The sequence below is a fragment of the Novosphingobium sp. BL-S-21 genome (genome assembly GCF_055521655.1).
The window spans coordinates 1329582-1347054 of the sequence record NZ_CM145496.1 but is presented as its reverse complement, the minus strand read 5'-3'; the positions used below and the strand labels follow the sequence as shown (position 1 = coordinate 1347054).

13 protein-coding genes are annotated in these 17473 nt (G+C 65.8%); 7 read left to right on the top strand and 6 right to left on the bottom strand.

Features of this window, described 5'->3' with window-relative positions:
• Positions 1-12: 12 nt before the first annotated feature.
• The 4 genes from ACZ1J6_RS14760 to ACZ1J6_RS14745 form a co-directional block, all read right to left on the bottom strand.
• Positions 13-2382: a GumC family protein gene (locus tag ACZ1J6_RS14760; RefSeq protein WP_132263845.1), complete on the bottom strand. Its 2370-nt coding sequence runs from the start codon at positions 2380-2382 to the stop codon at positions 13-15.
• Between the two features lie 180 nt (positions 2383-2562).
• Positions 2563-3750, bottom strand: a complete 1188-nt coding sequence (locus ACZ1J6_RS14755; RefSeq protein WP_165921341.1) for a glycosyltransferase — start codon at positions 3748-3750, stop codon at positions 2563-2565.
• On the bottom strand, positions 3747-5189 hold the full coding sequence (locus tag ACZ1J6_RS14750) for a lipopolysaccharide biosynthesis protein (protein ID WP_431566677.1): 1443 nt from the start codon (positions 5187-5189) through the stop codon (positions 3747-3749). Before ACZ1J6_RS14750 ends, ACZ1J6_RS14755 begins: the two co-directional genes overlap by 4 nt.
• Entirely contained in the window at positions 5186-6583 is a 1398-nt protein-coding gene (locus ACZ1J6_RS14745; RefSeq protein ID WP_465128188.1) for an O-antigen ligase family protein, read from the bottom strand. Before ACZ1J6_RS14745 ends, ACZ1J6_RS14750 begins: the two co-directional genes overlap by 4 nt.
• A 263-nt stretch (positions 6584-6846) precedes the next feature.
• On the opposite strand from ACZ1J6_RS14745, the gene ACZ1J6_RS14740 reads away from it, so the two are divergent.
• The 4 genes from ACZ1J6_RS14740 (at position 6847) to ACZ1J6_RS14725 (ending at position 11791) form a co-directional block, all read left to right on the top strand.
• Positions 6847-8199: a pectate lyase family protein gene (locus tag ACZ1J6_RS14740; protein ID WP_132263838.1), complete on the top strand. Its 1353-nt coding sequence runs from the start codon at positions 6847-6849 to the stop codon at positions 8197-8199.
• Positions 8196-9452, top strand: a complete 1257-nt coding sequence (locus ACZ1J6_RS14735) for a glycosyltransferase family 4 protein (RefSeq protein ID WP_465128187.1) — start codon at positions 8196-8198, stop codon at positions 9450-9452. The genes ACZ1J6_RS14740 and ACZ1J6_RS14735 overlap by 4 nt, the downstream gene beginning before the upstream one ends.
• Positions 9453-9948: 496 nt before the next feature.
• A complete protein-coding gene (locus ACZ1J6_RS14730) occupies positions 9949-10554 on the top strand; it encodes a polysaccharide biosynthesis/export family protein (RefSeq protein WP_132263836.1) in 606 nt (201 codons plus the stop codon).
• Positions 10555-10558: 4 nt separating this feature from the next.
• Positions 10559-11791 carry an outer membrane beta-barrel protein gene (locus ACZ1J6_RS14725; protein ID WP_132263834.1) on the top strand — a complete coding sequence of 411 codons (1233 nt, stop codon included), beginning with the start codon at positions 10559-10561 and terminating at the stop codon, positions 11789-11791.
• A gap of 40 nt (positions 11792-11831) precedes the next feature.
• Here the strand turns inward: ACZ1J6_RS14725 and ACZ1J6_RS14720 are convergent, their stop codons facing one another.
• Positions 11832-12458 carry a hypothetical protein gene (locus ACZ1J6_RS14720; RefSeq protein WP_465128186.1) on the bottom strand — a complete coding sequence of 209 codons (627 nt, stop codon included), beginning with the start codon at positions 12456-12458 and terminating at the stop codon, positions 11832-11834.
• 308 nt (positions 12459-12766) lie between these two features.
• A complete protein-coding gene (locus ACZ1J6_RS14715; protein ID WP_465128185.1) occupies positions 12767-13675 on the bottom strand; it encodes a DUF7946 domain-containing protein in 909 nt (302 codons plus the stop codon).
• A gap of 633 nt (positions 13676-14308) precedes the next feature.
• Here ACZ1J6_RS14715 and rpsL point away from each other — a divergent pair.
• The 3 genes from rpsL (at position 14309) to fusA (ending at position 17455) form a co-directional block, all read left to right on the top strand.
• Positions 14309-14680 carry a 30S ribosomal protein S12 gene (gene rpsL, locus ACZ1J6_RS14710; RefSeq protein ID WP_007682177.1) on the top strand — a complete coding sequence of 124 codons (372 nt, stop codon included), beginning with the start codon at positions 14309-14311 and terminating at the stop codon, positions 14678-14680.
• Positions 14681-14772: 92 nt separating this feature from the next.
• Positions 14773-15243 (top strand): 30S ribosomal protein S7, encoded by a 471-nt coding sequence (gene rpsG, locus ACZ1J6_RS14705; protein ID WP_132263829.1) that lies wholly within the window; start codon positions 14773-14775, stop codon positions 15241-15243.
• A gap of 127 nt (positions 15244-15370) precedes the next feature.
• On the top strand, positions 15371-17455 hold the full coding sequence (gene fusA, locus ACZ1J6_RS14700) for an elongation factor G (RefSeq protein ID WP_134095327.1): 2085 nt from the start codon (positions 15371-15373) through the stop codon (positions 17453-17455).
• The last annotated feature ends 18 nt before the right edge of the window (positions 17456-17473 follow it).

The following is a 17473-nucleotide window of genomic DNA, read 5'->3' as shown; positions in this document are numbered from 1 at the left end:
GCGCGCTCCTGCTCACGCTTCCACGGGGCGCCAGGAGTGGCCCCGGAACAAGCGACGGATCTTGGCGGCCCATTCGTCGCGGGCCGGGACCGGCGACGAGTAGTAGCTGGCCGAGTCTGCGTAGTACTGGACCGAGTCGCCATAGCGGCGACGGGCGTGCTCGACGTAGTCGACCTGGTCGAAGATCACGCCGCTGACGCTGTCGTCCAGCATTTCCAGGGCGGCGCGCATCTGGTCCCCGGTGGTGTGGCCCCAGCGGGCGACCAGCACGGTCTGGTCCGCGAAGTGGCACATGGCCCGGGCATCGCGCACGGCAAGGGCTGCCGGGGCGTTGATGATGACCAGTTCGAAGCGCTCCCGCAGCTGTTCGAGCAGGGTCTTCAGGCGATTGGACGAGAGCAGCAGCGCGGGTTCGGCCACCGGATCCTTGGCGCTGAGCAGCACGATCTGGTTCGCGCCTTCCGGCTCGATGATCTGGCTGCCGTCGGGCCCGGTGACGATCGTGCCGGCATTGGGCGAACCGTCATAGGGATGGGCCGAGCGCGGGCCCACCAGGCTGTCGAGATCGGCCCGGCCGCAGACGATGTCCACGAGGTCGGGCATGTGCATCTCGTTCTGGAGGCGCTGGAGCGCGCCGCGCTTGCGCAAGTCGAGGTCAAGGATCACCGTGCGGTCGCCCATGGCGATGCCGGCGGCGGCGAGCGTCAGCGAGACGGTGGACTTGCCGTCGCCGGGCAGCGGGGAGGTGACCAGCACCACTTGCGAATTCCCGCGGGCGGCGGCGGGCCGCCGGTCCAGTGCCCGCACTTCGGTATAAGTCGAGCGGGCGACTTCGGCGAAGAGCGATTGCGGCTCCTTGATGACCGGGCTGTCCTTGGGGTCTTCCGACAGGCTGTTGTTCAGCAGCGGCAGCATGCCCAGGGTCGGCAGCCCGAAGAGGCGGCGGATCTGCGCGGTGGTGCGCAGGCGGTCGTCCAGGAAGTCGCGGGCGAAGGCGATCAGGAAGGCCAGGACGCTCGATCCCAGCAGGGCGGTGATGGCCATCTTGACCGGCGCCGGGGCAACCGGGTCGTAGTCCGGCACGGCGGGCGAGACGACCGAGGAGGACACGCCCTCCATCTGCATCTGCGCGCGAACCTGCTCCACGCGGCCGGCGATCGCCTTGTAGGCATCGTCGGCCAAGGTCGATTCGCGCACCAGCTTGTCGAGCTGCACGGCATTGGCGGTGTTGCGATAGGCGGTCGAGCTGAGCCCGGCGACGATGCCTTCCAGGCGGTTGGCCTGGGCGCTGTCGCCGGCGGCTTCGCTGCGGGCGATCTCGGTCATCTGCGAGGCCTTGGCCGAAGCGTCGGCCTGGGCGGCGCCCTGGACGCGGGCCTGTTCCTTGGTGATGCCCTCGTTGACGGTGGCAAGCTGGGAATTCAGGCGCTTCACGTCGGGGTGGTTCGGCCCGAGGCTGGTGGAGAGCTTCGAGGTTTCGGCGATGAGTTCGCCGCGGGTGCGCTCAAGCTGGTCGAGCACGCCGGAACTGGCGAGCGCGGTGCTCTGCATCCGGCTGGCGCGGGCGATGCCGGCGCTGCGGGCGGCGGCAGCGTCACGCGCGGCCATGGCCGAGGCGCTCTGCACGGCGATGCGGTTGATCTGGGCCAGGTCCTCTTCGCCGCCGGCGCCGGTCAGCATCTGGTGCTGGCCGCGGAAGTCGGCGACGCGCTGGGCGGTCTCCTCGGCTTCGGTGGCGCGCGACTGCTGTTCCTGCTCCAGCGAGGCCAGCAGCTCGGAGCGGCGCTCGTTGGTCTTCATCGTGCGCAGCGAGCGGACCGAGATCGGGATCTGGTTGGCGATTTCGGCGGCGACGACCGGCGAACGGGCGGTGACGGCGATCTCGACAAGGTCGGAACCGGCCTCGGAATTGATCGTCACCATCGACAGGACCTTGTTGGTCGCCGCCTGCTGCAGCGCCCGGCGGTCGGCCGGAACCTTGCCGAGTTCCTTGAGGAAGTCGTTGTCACGGGTCAGGTGAAGGTCGTTGACGACCTGCTCGGCCGCGGAGCGCGAGCGATGCAGGCGCACGGCATTGGCCACGCGCTCGGCATTGCGGGAGTTCACGTCCGCCTGGTTGGTGCCGACCTCGTCGATCAGCTCGACCTGCACGGTCGAGGATGCCCGGTACTGGGTGGGGGAGAGCAACTGCTGCACCAGCACGCCCAGGGTGATGACCCCCACGACCAGCGCCATCATCGTTCGGTGACGGTAGATGACGCGAAGAAGGTCGCGTGGCCCGACTTGTTGTTCGGATGGTGATGAAGCATCCCGCGACAGCGCCGGTCCGCGATAATGCGCCGGCGCGCCGCCGATCGGGCTTGGCGCGATTGCAGTTGACATGTGTGCCCCTCCAGCGAGGTGAAGTTCGCCGCCACAGGGCGGCCCTGTAATACCTGCCGCCCCCCCTCGGGACGGGCCTGGTGCGGGACCGCCCACGCGGGGCGATCTTCAGTCTGGACTATGCGATCAAAGCCGGGACGCGCAAAAAGGGCATCCGGGACGGGCGCGTCCTAATAGAGACTAGTCCTTTTGGGGAGCGCGCAGCCGCAGCAGCGACGCGTAGAGTTCGAGGTGCCGGGCGGCGGCATTCTCGATGGTATATTCGCGGCTCGTGGCCAGCGCGCCCGCGGAAAACTGCCGGTAAAGCGAATTGTCCTGCATCAGCCGCATGATAGCCGCCGCCAAAGCCTGGGGTTTGTCCGGCGCGCAGAGCAGTCCGTTCTGCGCGGGACGCACGAGCCCGCGGTTGCCGGCGACGTCGGTGGCGACGACGGGCATCGCCATGGCCATGGCCTCCAGGATGGCGACCGAGAAACCCTCGTAGTGCGAGGTATTGAGGAACAAGTCGCTGCGGGCGATGAGGTCCGGCACGTCGCGCCGCTCCCCGAGGAATTCGACCACCCCTTCCAGGCCCAGCGTCCGCACTTGCGCGCGCAAGTCCTCCAGCCCCTCGCCGCCGCCCGCCACGCGCAGGACCGGCGGCGGCATCGCCTCGGTGGCGCGGTCGCGCAGGATGCGGGCGGTCTCGATGAGCAGGGGATAGTTCTTCTGGTCGGACACGGCGCCCACGCTCAGCACGTTGCCGGGCCGCCGCGCGGCCACGCGCGGGGCCTTGGCCTTGTAGCGGGCCGAGGGCGCGTTCTGGATCAGGGTATAGGGCCGCCGGGACAGCCGGCGGTACATGGCCGCGGTGTCGTTGCTGATCGCGACATAGTGATGCACCACCCGGTCGACCGCGGCGAACAGGCCGGGCGGGAAGCTCAGGCGGCTGTTGTGGTAAGTGAAGACCACCGGGCCGGCGAACCCGGTGAAGGCCATCATGGCCACCGCGCGCACGGTATGGACGTGGACGACGTCCGGCCGGGCGGCGGCCAGGTGGCGGCGCAGCGCGAGCGCGCCGCGCAGCAGGCCCCTTCTGCGGGTGAGCTGCATCGATTCGAAACGGCAGCCGCTCTCGGCGATCTGTCCGGCGAGTTCGGCCTCCATCTCGGGCGAATTGCCGAGCGTGGGGGCGTCGCAGAAGGCGACGACGGTGCCGGCCGCGCCCCGTGCGGCGAAAGCGCCGTTGAGGTTGGTGACGAGGATCTCGGCCCCGCCGGAGGTCAGGCTGGTGATGACCGAACTGACCCGCAGCGGCCTCGGCGCCCCGTCGCCGCCCGGGAATTCGCCGTCGCGGGCGAAGTCTCCGGCGGGGGCGTGGGCCGTCACGCCTCGGACTCCAGGGCGAAGGCGGCCTTGGGCGATGCCGCAGGGCCCTTGGGCGCTGCTTCCGGCCCCGTTTCTCGCGGGTTGTGGTCGGCGCTGCGGAGGCCGCGCCAGAACGCGATGTCGAGCAGGATCACCGTGACCAGGCCGAAGGCGATATGCGCGTAGTTGGCGCCCAGCGCGCCGTAGCGGGGGATCAGCACGAAGGCGACGGCGAAGAACGAGGCGGTGGAGGTGAAGCTGGCGGCCAGCACGTAGGTCGGCCGGTTCATCGCCAGCAGCGCCGCGCGGGCCGGAGTCGCATGGAGCGTCAGCAGCACCGCGAAGAGCTGCACCAGCAGGAGCTGGTAGCTGTCCGCGAAGCCCGGCCCGAACACGATCTCGATCGCCTGGCGCCCCATCAGCCAGCAGGCGCCCACCGCCGTCAGCGCGATGGCCGCCAGCGAGGCCTGGAGCACCGAGACCAGCTGCCCCATCGCCGCCGGGCCGACCTTGCGCCACAGCCGGGCGAGGTCGGGGTAGATCACCGTCTGGATCATGTCCCCGGCGGTCTGCGCCACTTTGGCGATGCGGCGGGAGAGGTAATAGAGCCCCGCCGCGCTGGCGCCCGCGAAAGTGCTGACCAGCAGCGTGTCCATCTCATGCGTCATGGTGCGCAGGGTGGAGGAAAGGTTGGTCGATATGGCGAAGCGCATGAAGCCGGGGAAGCGGCCGGGCAGGTCGCGCCAGTCGGCCTTGAGCGGGCTGGGGATGCCGGTCTCCGCCAGGGCGCGGAAGCCGAGGTAGTTGAACAGGGCCGAGTCGAAGATCTGGCTCACCGTCCAGACCAGCACGAACCAGATCAGTCCGCCGCCCAGTCCGTAAAGCAGCGCCGAGAGGGCGAAGCGGGCCACGAAGGAAGCGAGCTGCACATAGGCCAGCACCCGGAACCTGCCCGCCAGGCGCAGCGCCGCGCTGGCCATGCCGCGCGGGTTGCAGGCGATGGCGCAGGCGTAGATCGCCACGAGGTGCACGTTGTCATGGCCGATGCCGATCAGCCCGCCGGCCGTCCATGCCACGATCACGCTCAGGACCGCGGCCACCAGAGCGCTGCCGACATCGAGGAACAGCCCGTAGGCATAGAGCGAGGACATCCGCGAGACGTCTCCGTTCTCCTCCTCCACGGCCACGAAGCGCACCAGCGGTTGCCAGGATTCGAAGCGGATCAGGCGTTCGCAGACGCGCCCGATCGACAGGACCACGGCGAGAATGCCGAACTGCTCCTGTCCAAGCGCGCGGGTGGCGATGGCGAGGCTCGCCATCATGATCATCACGCCGCCGAAATTGCCCGAGAGCAAATGGCCGATGCTGACCAGATGGGGCTTCAGCATCTCGCTGCCGCGCCAACGGGAAAGCAGGCGCGGAAGGAACGAGGCCTTGCTGGCGCTGTCGATGGGAGTCATCCTGCTTTCGAAGTCCGTTCTGTGTCAGCCGCCGGTTCTGCATCCCGGTGGCCGGCCTGATTGTACCACTGCGGGCGCCGCGTGGCGGTGAGGGCGGCGACTCCGGCTCCGGCCGTGGACAGCGCGAACATCAGCATCACCGGCCCGTTCCACATCCGCGCGAACATGTGCGGCAGCGACATCGCGTACATGAAGAAGACCCCCAGGATCGCGAGCGCGCAGACCCCGTCGGTGCGACTTCGCCCGGCGATGAAGAGGCCCTGCACGAACATGGCGGCGAACATCACGCTGAGCCCGATGAAGGAGACCAGCCCGCCTTCGTTGAGCACCAGGAGATAGAGCTGGTGCACCGGCATGCCGTAGACGCTGGCCTTGCGGTATCCGTCGCTGCCCAGGCCGATCAGCAGGTTGTCGCCCGACATCTGCCAGGCCTCCTGGATCAGCACCGAGCGGCCGACGAACGTGCCGGCCTTGGTCGGATCGCCAGAGACGACCGCGTCGCCCACCCGCTGTTCGAACACGGCCGGAACCGGTCCGCCCAGGCCGACGTAGGCGCCCACCGCCAGGGCCACCGGCAGCGCGATGGTGACGACCGTGCGCATGCGCGAGAGCGCCAGGATGAAGCCGATCGCCAGGATGGTGGCGGTGAAGGCGGTGAAGCTGGCGGAATAGACCAGGCCCGCGACGATCACGAGCGCCAGCGGCACGGCGATCACCGGCCGCAGGCGCTTCTCGATCACCGCATGGAGCAGGAAGATCAGGGCGAAGACGCAGACCGCGCCGTTCGAATTGGGCTCGCCGGTGAAGGCGCCCAGCCGGCCATTGCCGGTGACCACGTACTTGTTCACGTACTGGTTGATCATGTCGCGGCTGAACAGGTTCACCAGGGCGACGCCCACCGCCTGCGATACCGCCACGCCCCAGACATAGGCCAGGCCGCTGCGGCGCAGCGCCGTCAGCGAGCAATTGGCCAGGACCATCGGGATCAGCACCAGGGCGAAGGCATATTGCCCGGCCACCACCGGCCAGCGCGTGAAATCGCCGTGCACGGTCGAGCCCACCAGCATGCCGCCCAGCAGCATGACGATCCCGCCCACCCACAGCACCGACATGCGCCCCATCATCCGCGCGTTCAGCCCGCGCGAGACGAGCATCAGCAATGTGCAGACGATCAGGATCATGTCCGACATGGTCAGGTTGAAGGCGGGAATGCGCCCTACCTGCCACCAGCTGAGGAAGAAGGCGGCCGCCGGAAGCAGGAAGCCGATGGCGCGGTCGTAAGGGGATTCCGGTGCGCGGGCAGGCCGATAGCCCCCCGCCATCCGGAACGGGCCCCGCAGGATCGCCGGTTGCTGCACCCCGTCGTCGGGAAGCTGGGTTAGGATAGCGGCCATGGACCGGGATCATGGGCAGGGGATCGGCCCAAGGCAAAGGCCAGTCCGGGCAATAGGCAAGCGCATAGATGTTAGCGCAAAAGGGGGAGGGAGCGGGCCGCGCTAAGTCCAATTGGTAACTTGTGCGCGTTCGGCCGAAGGATCACGTTTCGCCGCGCGCATGTTTCCCGGGCCCATTTCCGATGCTTGGCCCGGTCCTCGGCTGGAGAATCGGCATGGTTGCGGCAAAGCTTTCCAAGACAGCGCGTTCCCGAACGACCCGTTTGCGCGCGCTGATAGTGCTGGCGGCGATGGGTCTGGCGGTGCTGGCCCTGGTGCTGGGGCTGGCCGGCACGGTCAGCGAGCGCGTCATGGCCGCGGCGCCGGTGGTTCGCATTCCCACGGGCAAGAAGTCCTTCCCCGCCGCGATCGGCTACGGCGCCACCAGCGTCGGCGGACGGGGCGGGCGGATCATCTATGTCACCACCCTGGCCGATTCCGGCACCGGATCCTACCGCGCCTGCGTTACCGCCAGCGGCCCGCGCGTCTGCGTGTTCCGGGTCAGCGGCGTGATCCGCTTCACCCAGCGCCCGCCGTGGATCATGACGCCTTACCTGACCATCGCCGGGCAGACCGCGCCGGGCGGCGGCATCACCCTGGCCCATTCGGGCGGCAAGAACGGGCTGACTCCGCTGGTCATCAAGAACACCCATGACGTCGTGGTGCGCGGCATCCGCGTGCGCAACGACCGCGTGGGCGGCAACCGCGAGGCCGAGGACAGCATCACCATAGAAAAGAGCAGCCGCGTGGTGATCGACCATGTCAGCGCCTCCTGGGCGCGCGACGAGCTGATCAACGGCTATGACGACAACGACGAGATCACCATCAGCAATTCGATCTTCGCCTGGGGCGTGCCCAAGCACGACAAGTGCGCGCTGCTCGCCAGCGATCCGGTGGACAAGCAGAAGCTGAGCTTCATCGGCAACCTTTGCGCCCATAACGGAGACCGCAACCCGGACATCAACTTCCCCAAGGGATCCTGCGTGGAAGTGATCAACAACGTGCTCTACAACGCCATGTCGGAATTCGCGGAAGTCTGGGAAAGCTACGGTGGCAGCCCGGTTTCGATCGTGGGCAACAGCTTCATCGCCGGCACCAATACCAATGCCCAGAGCCGCGGCGTCGCCCGTGAGACCCAGGGATCGACCGGCACGGCCTCGATCTACCTCTGGGACAACGCCTTCGACGGCAATTTCAAGCATGTCAGCCCCGAAGTGGTGCCGGCCCAGATCCAGCAGGCGCCGTGCCCGCTGACCGTCCAGCCGATGGCCGCCGCGGCCGCCTATACCTCTGTCCTCGCCCGCGCCGGGGCCTTCCCGCGCGATGCCCTCGACAAGGAAGTGGTGGCCGACGTCAAGAACCGCACCGGCCGCATCGGCGAACCGGTTCCGGCACTGCCGGCCCAGGCATCGGGCACGCCTTATGTCGATGACGACAAGGACGGCATGGACGATGCCTGGGAACGCGCCAATGGCCTGGACCCCACGCGCAACGACGCCTGGGGCGACAAGAACGGCAACGGCATCGAGAATATCGAGGAATTCCTGAGCTACCGAGAGAAAGGGTTCGGTCTTTGAACAGTCTGGCAGGGCCGCTTGGGGCCAAGTTCGAGAGGGCCGAATTCGAAAGCGCCGAATTCGAGAGGGCCGAGCTGGACAGGATCGAAGGAGGGACCGCCCGCGTGGCCGCCGGGTCCGCGCCGCTGCGGATCTGCTATCCCTTCGCCGGTGACGAGCTGGGCGGCAGCCACGTTTCCGCACGCGGGCTGATGGAGCAGCTCGATCCCGCCGACTATCGCCTTCTGGTGGTTCCCGAAGTGCCGGGCGGCACGATCGCGCAGTTCTTCTCCGCTTTTGCCCAGGTGCCCGACCCGGCCCGGCCGCGCCGCTCCTTCGTGCCCGGCGCGCGCTTCGGCTTCGGCAAGGTTCTGCGCGCGATGGCCGGCGTGCCGCGCCGGGTGCGGTTCCTGCGCGAGAATGCCATCGATGTCGTGCACAGCAACGACGGGCGCAGCCATGCGAGCTGGGCACTGGCGGCACGGCTGGCCGGCGTCCGGCTGATCTGGCACCACCGCGGCGATCCCGACGCGCGCGGCCTGCGCTATGTGGCGCCGTTTCTGGCGCACCGCATCTTCACGGTGTCGCGCTTTTCGCTCCCGCAGGGCAGCCGCGGGGCGGCGCGGGCCGCGCAAGTGGTCTACAGCCCCTTCGACACCAGCGTCACGGCCGACTGGGCCGCCATGCGCCGTACCCTCGTGGAGGAACTCGGCTGCGCCCCGGACGCCGTGCTCTGCGGCTGGTTCGGCAACTTCGTACAGCGCAAGCGGCCGCTCGAATTCGTCGATGCGGTGGAGCGGCTCGGGGCCTTGCTGGACAAGCCGGTGGTCGGCCTGATGTTCGGCGATCCCCGCAATACCGAAGTGGGCGACGCCCTGCCGGAGCGGATTGCGCGGGTCTCGGGCAATGCCACCGTCCACATGATGGGCTTCCGCACGCCCGGCCACGAATGGCTGGCCGGCTGCGACCTCCTGCTGGTTCCCGCCGCGCGCGAGCCCCTGGGGCGGACCCTGGTGGAGGCCATGCTGGTCGGCACGCCGGTGGTGGCCACCGATTCGGGCGGCAATCCGGAAGCGCTGGAGGGCGGCTGCGGTGTGCTCTGCCCGCTCGACGATGCCGAGGCCATGGCCCGCGCCGCCGCGGGCCTGCTCGCCGACCCCGAACGCCTCGACGCCATCCGCACCCGCGCCCGAGGCGAAGCCCGCCGCCGCTTCTCGCGCGAAAACCACGTCCGCCAGGTCACCGCCGCTTATGAGGAACTGGCGCGAGGGTAGGGCGCCCGCGCCGGACCGGGGCTGGTCCGGCGGTGCGCTCGTCGTTTTTCGCGACGTGGTCGCGGTGCCGGGATGAGTTTTTGTTTGGTGCGCTCGTCACGTCCGTGACGAGCTTGCGGCACCAGCCCGCGCCCCCACCCGACCTCCCATTCAGTGTATCCTTGCTGGGAGGTCGGGTGGGGGCGCGGGCTGGTGCCGCAAGCCTTCGACATCCGTCGAAGGCGCTCCAACCAAATCCTCCCCCCGTTTTTGCCTGGCGATATCGGACAGGAAACCCATCCTCCCCCCACGAGGATTAGCTCTCATCGCCCGAGTATTCCCCCGGATAACCCTTAATAACCAAGGCATTCCGCCGATCTTTGCGTCAACGTGTCGGACGACGGTTTCGCTGGGGCCGCGCTGCTTCGAGGGGCCGCGCGGGGGGCGAGCCGGGCTCGATTTCGCAAGGGCCTCAATTTTCGCAAGGGCCTTAATTTCCGCAAGGGAGGGCAACCCAATGTCACATGGTCTCGCAAGCCTGTTCCGGTTCCGGCCGCTTCTGGCGGTCCCACTGGCCGTTTCGCTCATTTCGACTTCGATGCTTGGCGGATGTTCGTCGCCCACCGCATCGTTGCCCACGCTCGCATCCACCCCGGCGGGAGCCTACAAGGTGGGTGCGGGCGACAAGCTCCACATCGTGGTGCAGGACCTGCAAAGCGCCAACGGCGACTACATCGTCGAGGACAGCGGCGCGATCTCGCTGCCCTACATCAAGCAGGTGGACGTCGCCGGCCTGACCTATCGCGAGATCGAGCAGGGCATCGCCGCGTCGCTGCTGCGCCAGGGCATCATGACCGGCGATCCGGTGGTCAACGTCGGCCCGGTCGAACTCCGCCCGTTCTACGTGGTGGGAGAGGTGAACAAGCCCGGCCAGTTCGAATATCGCCAGGGGATGACGGTGCTCGCGGCGATCTCGGCCGCGGGGGGCTATACCTACCGCGCGCAGACCGGCAAGGTCGCCGTGACCCGCGTGGTCAGCGGCAAGGACGTCACCGCCAGCGCCGACGAGATGGCGACCATCCAGCCCGGCGACCGGATCCGCGTCTACGAGCGGTGGTTCTGAGGCCATGCGGGGGGCAATCGTACTGGCCGCGCCGGTCCCGTTCCTGCTCGCGATGCCGCAGCAGGCACTGGCCCAGGCCCGCGACATCGGCTCGACCGCCTCGGCGGTCTATCCCAACGACAAGGACTATCGCGAGCTGCCGATGCACCTCGGCTCGCTCAACGTCAGCCTCGGCGGCGAGGCGCGGGTGGAATACGACACCAACGTCTACGCCCAGGAGAACAACGCGCGCGACGACGTCCACCTGGAACTGACGCCGGAACTGCAGATCAACACCGGCCCCGGCACGCTCAGCGGCCAGGCGCATGCTTCGGCCACGGTCCGCCGTTTCGCCAATCTCAAGACCGAGAACACCGAGGCCTGGTCGCTGGACGGCACCCTGCGCTGGTCCCCGGAGGCGACGACCTCGCTGGTCGGGCGCGCCTTCTGGCAGCGCACGGTGGAAGAGCGCGGCAGCCCGGAATCGCGGCAGGACCCCAATGCCGGACCGCGCGAGATCGACAGCCTCGGCACCGACTTGCGCTTCCGGCACATGACCCGCCGCCTGCTGTTCGATCTCCAGGGCAACTTCACCAAGTACGATGCCGTCTCCACCGTGGACGACAACCGCGACTTCAACAGCATGAACGGCGTGGCCACCGTGGGCTGGCGCGTGACCGGCATCACTTTCGTGACCGCCAGCGCCTTCGTCGCGCGGCGCGACTTCCGCATCGAATATACCCCCGCGGGAGACAAGCGTAACACCACCACCTGGGGCGGCCGCCTGGGCGTGGAGTTCGAACCCGGCGGTGTGCTGCAAGGCAACCTTTCCGCCGGCTTCTTCCGCTTCACGCCGGACGACAAGGCCGTGCCCGATCGCACCGGCCTCTCGGTCTCGGGCAGCCTGACCTACCGGCCTCGCGAGCGCACGGCGATCATGCTGGACGCCTTCAACGGCGATGTCGCCACTTTCCGCAGCGGCGCCCAGTCGCGAACCGACACCACGGTCAAGCTCTCGCTCCAGCAGGAGATCCGCCACAATCTCTTCGCTTCGGTGGGCGCGGGCTATCGAAGCACGCGCTACATCGGCTCGGGGGTGAAGGAACAGACGCCCACGGTCTCGGGCGAAGTGGAATACCTGTTCTCGCGGAACATGTCGGTCGCGGGCTACGCCAACTTCGGCAAGCGCAACAGCGACGACGCGACTCAGGAATTCGACCGCCTCAAGGTCGGCGTCTCCTTCCGCCTGCGGTTCTGATCGGAACCGGGAAGCGGGCGGCAAGGGAAGGCGAAGGGCGCTACTCCTCGAGGGCGCCATTCCCCGTCGCCGCGCGCGCTTCGACTTGCGCACGAAGTCCGGCGACTTTGGCCCGGATCGAGGAGCGGACTTCCTCCAGAGAGGGATATTCCGCCTCGATCTCGGCCCGGATACGTTCGTAGAGCGGATCGCCCGGCCGGGGATCGCGGCGGCTGTCGCCATAGCGATGAGGCAGGCGCTGGCGCAGCAGGAACAGCATGAGCTGCGTGTCGTGGCGCGTCCAGGAGGCCACCACTTCGCCGCGGCTCACCACCGGACGCTCCTCGCCCCGGATCGCGCGTTCGAGCGCGCAGTCCTCCAGCCGCATCATTCCCCGGCCGATCGCCATGTCCCATGCCGCCGAGAACCCCTCCGCGCCGGGCAGGTGGCGCAGCTTGTAGAGCGCTTCCATCGAGGCGCCGATGCTGCGCGCGGCCTGCGTGACGATGCCGCTGGCCGCGAGCGCAGCGATGAAGGCCCGCTGCCGCTCCGGCGTGATCGAGTTGGCGCGCGGCGCCCTGTGCCGATAAGGCGCGAAGCCCAGCAGGGGATCTTCGGGATCGATGGCATCCTCGAAGAAGGCGGTCCGCGAAGTCCGCCGTCCCGGCCGCACGGAAGCGCAGCGCACCGCCGTTTCCGCGGCAACCCGCGCAGAGGAACTGGCACAAGCCGTTTCGCAGCGAGCCTCCGGAGCCGAGGAATTCACGCCGGCCGCCGGAGACGCGAAGGATCCTCGCGCCCGCTCATCCCGCGCCTGTCGAGGAAGCCGCTCGCCGCGACGCCGTTTCGAAGAACCTGGATTTGAAGATTTTCTGCCGGAAGACATAAGGCAACCTCGCTCGCGCTGATGGACCTGTGTTCCCAATGGCAGGCCGGTCTAACGCGAGCGGGGACGTGTAGGAAAATGGTTTGTCCGGGAGGCCCGCTTCCCGTGAGTTACTGAACGCTGCACTCACGGACGAATTCTAATATTTGTATCTTTGCCAACGTGCCGTTCTTGTATCCCTTTCGCGCAATTACTTCGACCATCGCTCTCCTCTGTGCGGCAGTTGTGTAAGGATTAGAATCTTCCTCGAACGAAGGATCTACGACCTCGGCCATCATAAAGCCGTCTCGCTCCGGGTTTTCGATGCTCAGTGCACTCGAATGGTATTTGAAACCATCTGTTTTGAAAACCGCGTTGCCAATCGGCCTCCACTCCATCTTCTGTGAATCGCGAATGGCATCAGCTATCTTTCCATTAATTATGAAAGGATCTCCCGAGCCAGATTTAAAACATGCTGTATCAACCGATCTCTCGCACCCTACGGGAGCTACATAGTCTACGGCCGCGGGACCACTAGCCAAGATTGATCTTCTTAAGAGATCCTGCATGCCCAATGATTCTTGATGTCGCCTCTCATCCATCGAATCAATTGTAGATAAAGCGTCGCGATGCGTCGAGGATATTGCCTCTAAGGCTCGCTGATGCATATCGGCCATCGCCTTTATCGCTACTTCTGTCGTTTCTTCTTTCCCCTGAAAGTAATCAAGAACGGCCTTGACGTAATGAGAAATAATCTCAGGGCCAATCGCTTGCATAATGGGCACGCCAATAGCGAGGAGTTGAGATACCTCTTGCGCAAGCCCTGGCACCGCGAAAGAGCTTGCCTTTGGTTCTTTAACCTTCAGTATAAGTGGGGGGCGGTCTCCCCGCCTGGGTAGACGTTGCAAAGACAATACAACGGTGCAATCTGATATTATTTTGGATATACCTTGAAGCGATTGTCCCAACAATCGCGCGTCTATCGAGTGTCTTATTGCATCGCCACCGTCATAGGTGATTAAAATCGGTGCTGCATTCATTCTCGCCCCCGTAACTTACTGATGTTCCGAGCTAACTGGCAAAGGGGCTAAGTCAAGTCGCATGTCTTCTTGTTTAACCACTGGGGGTATTGAGCGCCGCTTCGGATTGGGGCTTGAATGTTGAGGGCGGAGTATACGGATGTCAGGCCATTCGGTGCTTAGCTTGACCCACCGCCCCAAATCTCCTAAGGGCGCCCATCTCCTGTGAGTGTTCTCGCGGGAAACGACATAGAGCTGAACATTGTCATGTCAGCATTTCCGGGACTTTCCCGCAGCCTGGCTGCCGGAAAAGCCGCTTTGGGAACGCCTTGCGCGAGTCGCGGGGTGGTTCTTGCCGGAAAGGCGCATGGCAAAGTAATCCGGTGCATTTGCCCGGGTGGAGTGTTTTTCGGCTCACGTTCGACGGTTGCCATGGGCGAACCGCCAGTAACTCCGGATCGGGGTGACAGGGCTGGTTCCGATATCCGGCTCGTCTCGCGTGAACTCTCGAAAATATTCCGTCCCTTTCAGATGCCCCGGGCTCCGATGTCGATCGGTCCCTTGGGGTGCGAAGGGTTCGCGCCGGTGCGCCTGCTGCTGCAGGCATCGCTCCGGCCCGGATCCATCGCACTCCCATTTGAAAGAAGAGTATAGATGCCCACTATCAACCAGCTGATCCGCAAGGGTCGCGAGCCGCAGAAGGCCAAGTCGAAGGTTCCTGCGATGGAGCAGAACCCGCAGAAGCGCGGCGTTTGCACCCGCGTTTACACCACGACCCCGAAGAAGCCGAACTCGGCTCTCCGCAAGGTCGCCAAGGTGCGCCTGACCAACAGCCGCGAAGTCATTTCGTACATCCCGGGTGAAGGCCACAACCTGCAGGAGCACTCGGTCGTGCTCATCCGCGGCGGCCGCGTCCGCGATCTTCCCGGCGTTCGCTACCACATCCTGCGCGGCGTGCTCGACACCCAGGGCGTCAAGGATCGCAAGCAGAGCCGCTCGAAGTACGGCGCCAAGCGTCCGAAGTAAGCCGGCCCGCGGGGCTTCGCGCCTCGCACGGTACAAGATTTACCGGCCGGTGATGCTCACGCTCCCGCCCGAAAGAACAAGGAATATCAACGATGTCACGTCGTCGTCGTCCCGAGAAGCGGATTATCCTGCCCGATCCCAAGTTCGGGGATCTCATCCTGTCGAAGTTCATGAACAACCTCATGTACGACGGCAAGAAGTCGGTCGCTGAAGCGATCGTCTACGGTGCCATGGAAACCATGGAGACCCGCGCCAAGGCCAACCCGGTCCAGCTGTTCCACGACGCCCTGAACAACGTCGCGCCGCAGATCGAAGTCCGCAGCCGCCGCGTCGGTGGTGCGACCTACCAGGTCCCGGTCGAAGTCCGTCCGGAGCGCGCCCAGGCTCTCGCCATCCGCTGGCTGATCACCGCAGCCCGCAACCGTCCCGAGACCACCATGTCGGCGCGTCTCTCGGGCGAGCTGCTGGATGCTGCCAACAACCGCGGCAATGCCGTGAAGAAGCGCGAAGACACGCACCGCATGGCGGACGCGAACCGCGCCTTCTCGCACTACCGCTGGTAATGTGCGTGGTGTCGCCCGGATCGATTGCCTCTCGGCGGTCATCCGGGCGTCACACTTTTATTTCAGGGGGCGAGGTCTTATCTGAAGGCCGCTCCGCTCCCAAACACTCCTGCTAAGGATTTTCACCATGGCACGCAGCCATCCGCTCAATATGTACCGTAACATCGGTATTATGGCGCACATCGACGCCGGTAAGACCACCACGACCGAGCGAATCCTCTACTACACCGGCAAGTCCTACAAGATCGGCGAAGTCCACGACGGCGCTGCGACCATGGACTGGATGGAGCAGGAGCAGGAACGCGGCATCACCATCACCTCGGCTGCGACCACCTGCTTCTGGACGTCCGAGGGCCAGGAATACCGCATCAACATCATCGACACCCCCGGGCACGTCGACTTCACCATCGAAGTCGAACGCTCGCTGCGCGTGCTCGACGGTGCGGTCGCGTGCTTCGACGGCGTTGCCGGCGTTGAGCCGCAGTCGGAAACCGTGTGGCGCCAAGCCGACAAGTACGGCGTTCCGCGCATGTGCTTCATCAACAAGCTCGACCGTACCGGCGCGAACTTCAAGTACTGCGTGCAGTCGATCATCGACCGCCTCGGTGCGACGCCTGCCGTGCTCTACATTCCGATCGGCCTCGAAGCCGACCTGAAGGGCCTGGTCGATCTGGTTCACAACCGCGCAATCGTCTGGAAGGACGAATCGCTCGGCGCCGAATTCTTCTACGAAGAAATCCCGGCTGAACTGGCTGACGAAGCTGCCGAATACCGTGAAAAGCTGCTCGAACTCGCTGTCGAGCAGGACGATGCGGTGATGGAAGCCTACCTCGAAGGCACCGAGCCCGACGTCGCCACGCTGAAGGCGCTGATCCGCAAGGGCACGCTGAACCACAAGTTCGTTCCGGTCGTCTGCGGTTCGGCGTTCAAGAACAAGGGCGTGCAGCCCCTGCTCGACGCCGTCGTCGACTACCTGCCTTCGCCGCTCGACATCGAAGACGTCCAGGGCGTCAAGGTCGACAGCGACGAAGCCGACAGCCGTCCGCCGGAAGACAGCGCTCCGTTCTCGGCGCTGGCCTTCAAGGTCATGAACGATCCCTTCGTGGGCTCGCTCACCTTCATCCGCATCTATTCGGGTACGCTCGCCAAGGGCACTTACCTGAACTCGGTGAAGGGCAAGAAGGAAAAGGTTGGCCGTATCCTCGAGATGCACGCCAACGACCGTAAGGACATCGACGAGGCCTTCGCGGGCGACATCGTCGCGCTGGCCGGCATGAAGGAAACCACCACGGGCGACACGCTCTGCGCGGAAAAGGCGCCGATCGTTCTCGAACGCATGGAATTCCCCGAGCCGGTTATCGAACTTTCGGTCGAACCGAAGACCAAGGCCGACCAGGAGAAGATGGGCGTTGCGCTCAACCGTCTCTCGGCTGAGGATCCCTCGTTCCGCGTCACCACCGACCACGAGTCGGGCCAGACGATCATCAAGGGCATGGGCGAACTTCACCTGGACATCATCGTCGACCGTATGCGTCGCGAGTTCAAGGTCGAAGCCAACGTCGGCGCTCCGCAGGTCGCCTATCGCGAATACCTCGCCAAGCCTGTCGATGTGGACTACACCCACAAGAAGCAGTCGGGCGGTACCGGTCAGTTCGGTCGCGTGAAGATCAAGGTCACGCCGGGCGAGCGCGGTGCGGGCATCACCTTCAAGGACGAGATCAAGGGCGGTAACATTCCGAAGGAATATATCCCCGCGATCGAAAAGGGCATGCGCGAAACCGCTGCCTCGGGCTCGCTGGTCGGCTTCCCGATCATCGACTTCGACATCGTCCTCTACGACGGTGCCTACCACGACGTCGACTCGTCGGCCCTGGCCTTCGAAATCGCCGGTCGCGGTGCCATGCGTGAAGTCGCGCAGAAGTCCGGCATCAAGCTGCTCGAGCCGATCATGAAGGTTGAAGTCGTCACCCCCGAGGAATATCTCGGCGACGTCATCGGCGACATGAACAGCCGTCGTGGTCAGATCCAGGGAACCGACAGCCGCGGCAATGCCCAGGTCGTCGAATCCATGGTCCCGCTGGCCAACATGTTCGGCTACGTGAACCAGCTCCGCTCGTTCACCCAGGGCCGTGCAAACTACTCGATGTTCTTCTCCCACTATGACGAGGTCCCGGCGAACGTCGCGGCCGAGGTCAAGGAGAAGCTTGCTTAAAAGGCAAGATCAGACTAC

Coding starts and splice junctions, on each gene's coding strand:
- ACZ1J6_RS14760 (WP_132263845.1), bottom strand. CDS start 2,382: ATGTCAACTGCAATCGCGCCAAGCCCGATCGGCGGCGCGCCGGCGCAT.
- ACZ1J6_RS14750 (WP_431566677.1), bottom strand. CDS start 5,189: ATGACTCCCATCGACAGCGCCAGCAAGGCCTCGTTCCTTCCGCGCCTG.
- ACZ1J6_RS14745 (WP_465128188.1), bottom strand. CDS start 6,583: ATGGCCGCTATCCTAACCCAGCTTCCCGACGACGGGGTGCAGCAACCG.
- ACZ1J6_RS14730 (WP_132263836.1), top strand. CDS start 9,949: ATGTCACATGGTCTCGCAAGCCTGTTCCGGTTCCGGCCGCTTCTGGCG.
- ACZ1J6_RS14725 (WP_132263834.1), top strand. CDS start 10,559: ATGCGGGGGGCAATCGTACTGGCCGCGCCGGTCCCGTTCCTGCTCGCG.
- ACZ1J6_RS14715 (WP_465128185.1), bottom strand. CDS start 13,675: ATGAATGCAGCACCGATTTTAATCACCTATGACGGTGGCGATGCAATA.
- rpsL (WP_007682177.1), top strand. CDS start 14,309: ATGCCCACTATCAACCAGCTGATCCGCAAGGGTCGCGAGCCGCAGAAG.
- rpsG (WP_132263829.1), top strand. CDS start 14,773: ATGTCACGTCGTCGTCGTCCCGAGAAGCGGATTATCCTGCCCGATCCC.
- fusA (WP_134095327.1), top strand. CDS start 15,371: ATGGCACGCAGCCATCCGCTCAATATGTACCGTAACATCGGTATTATG.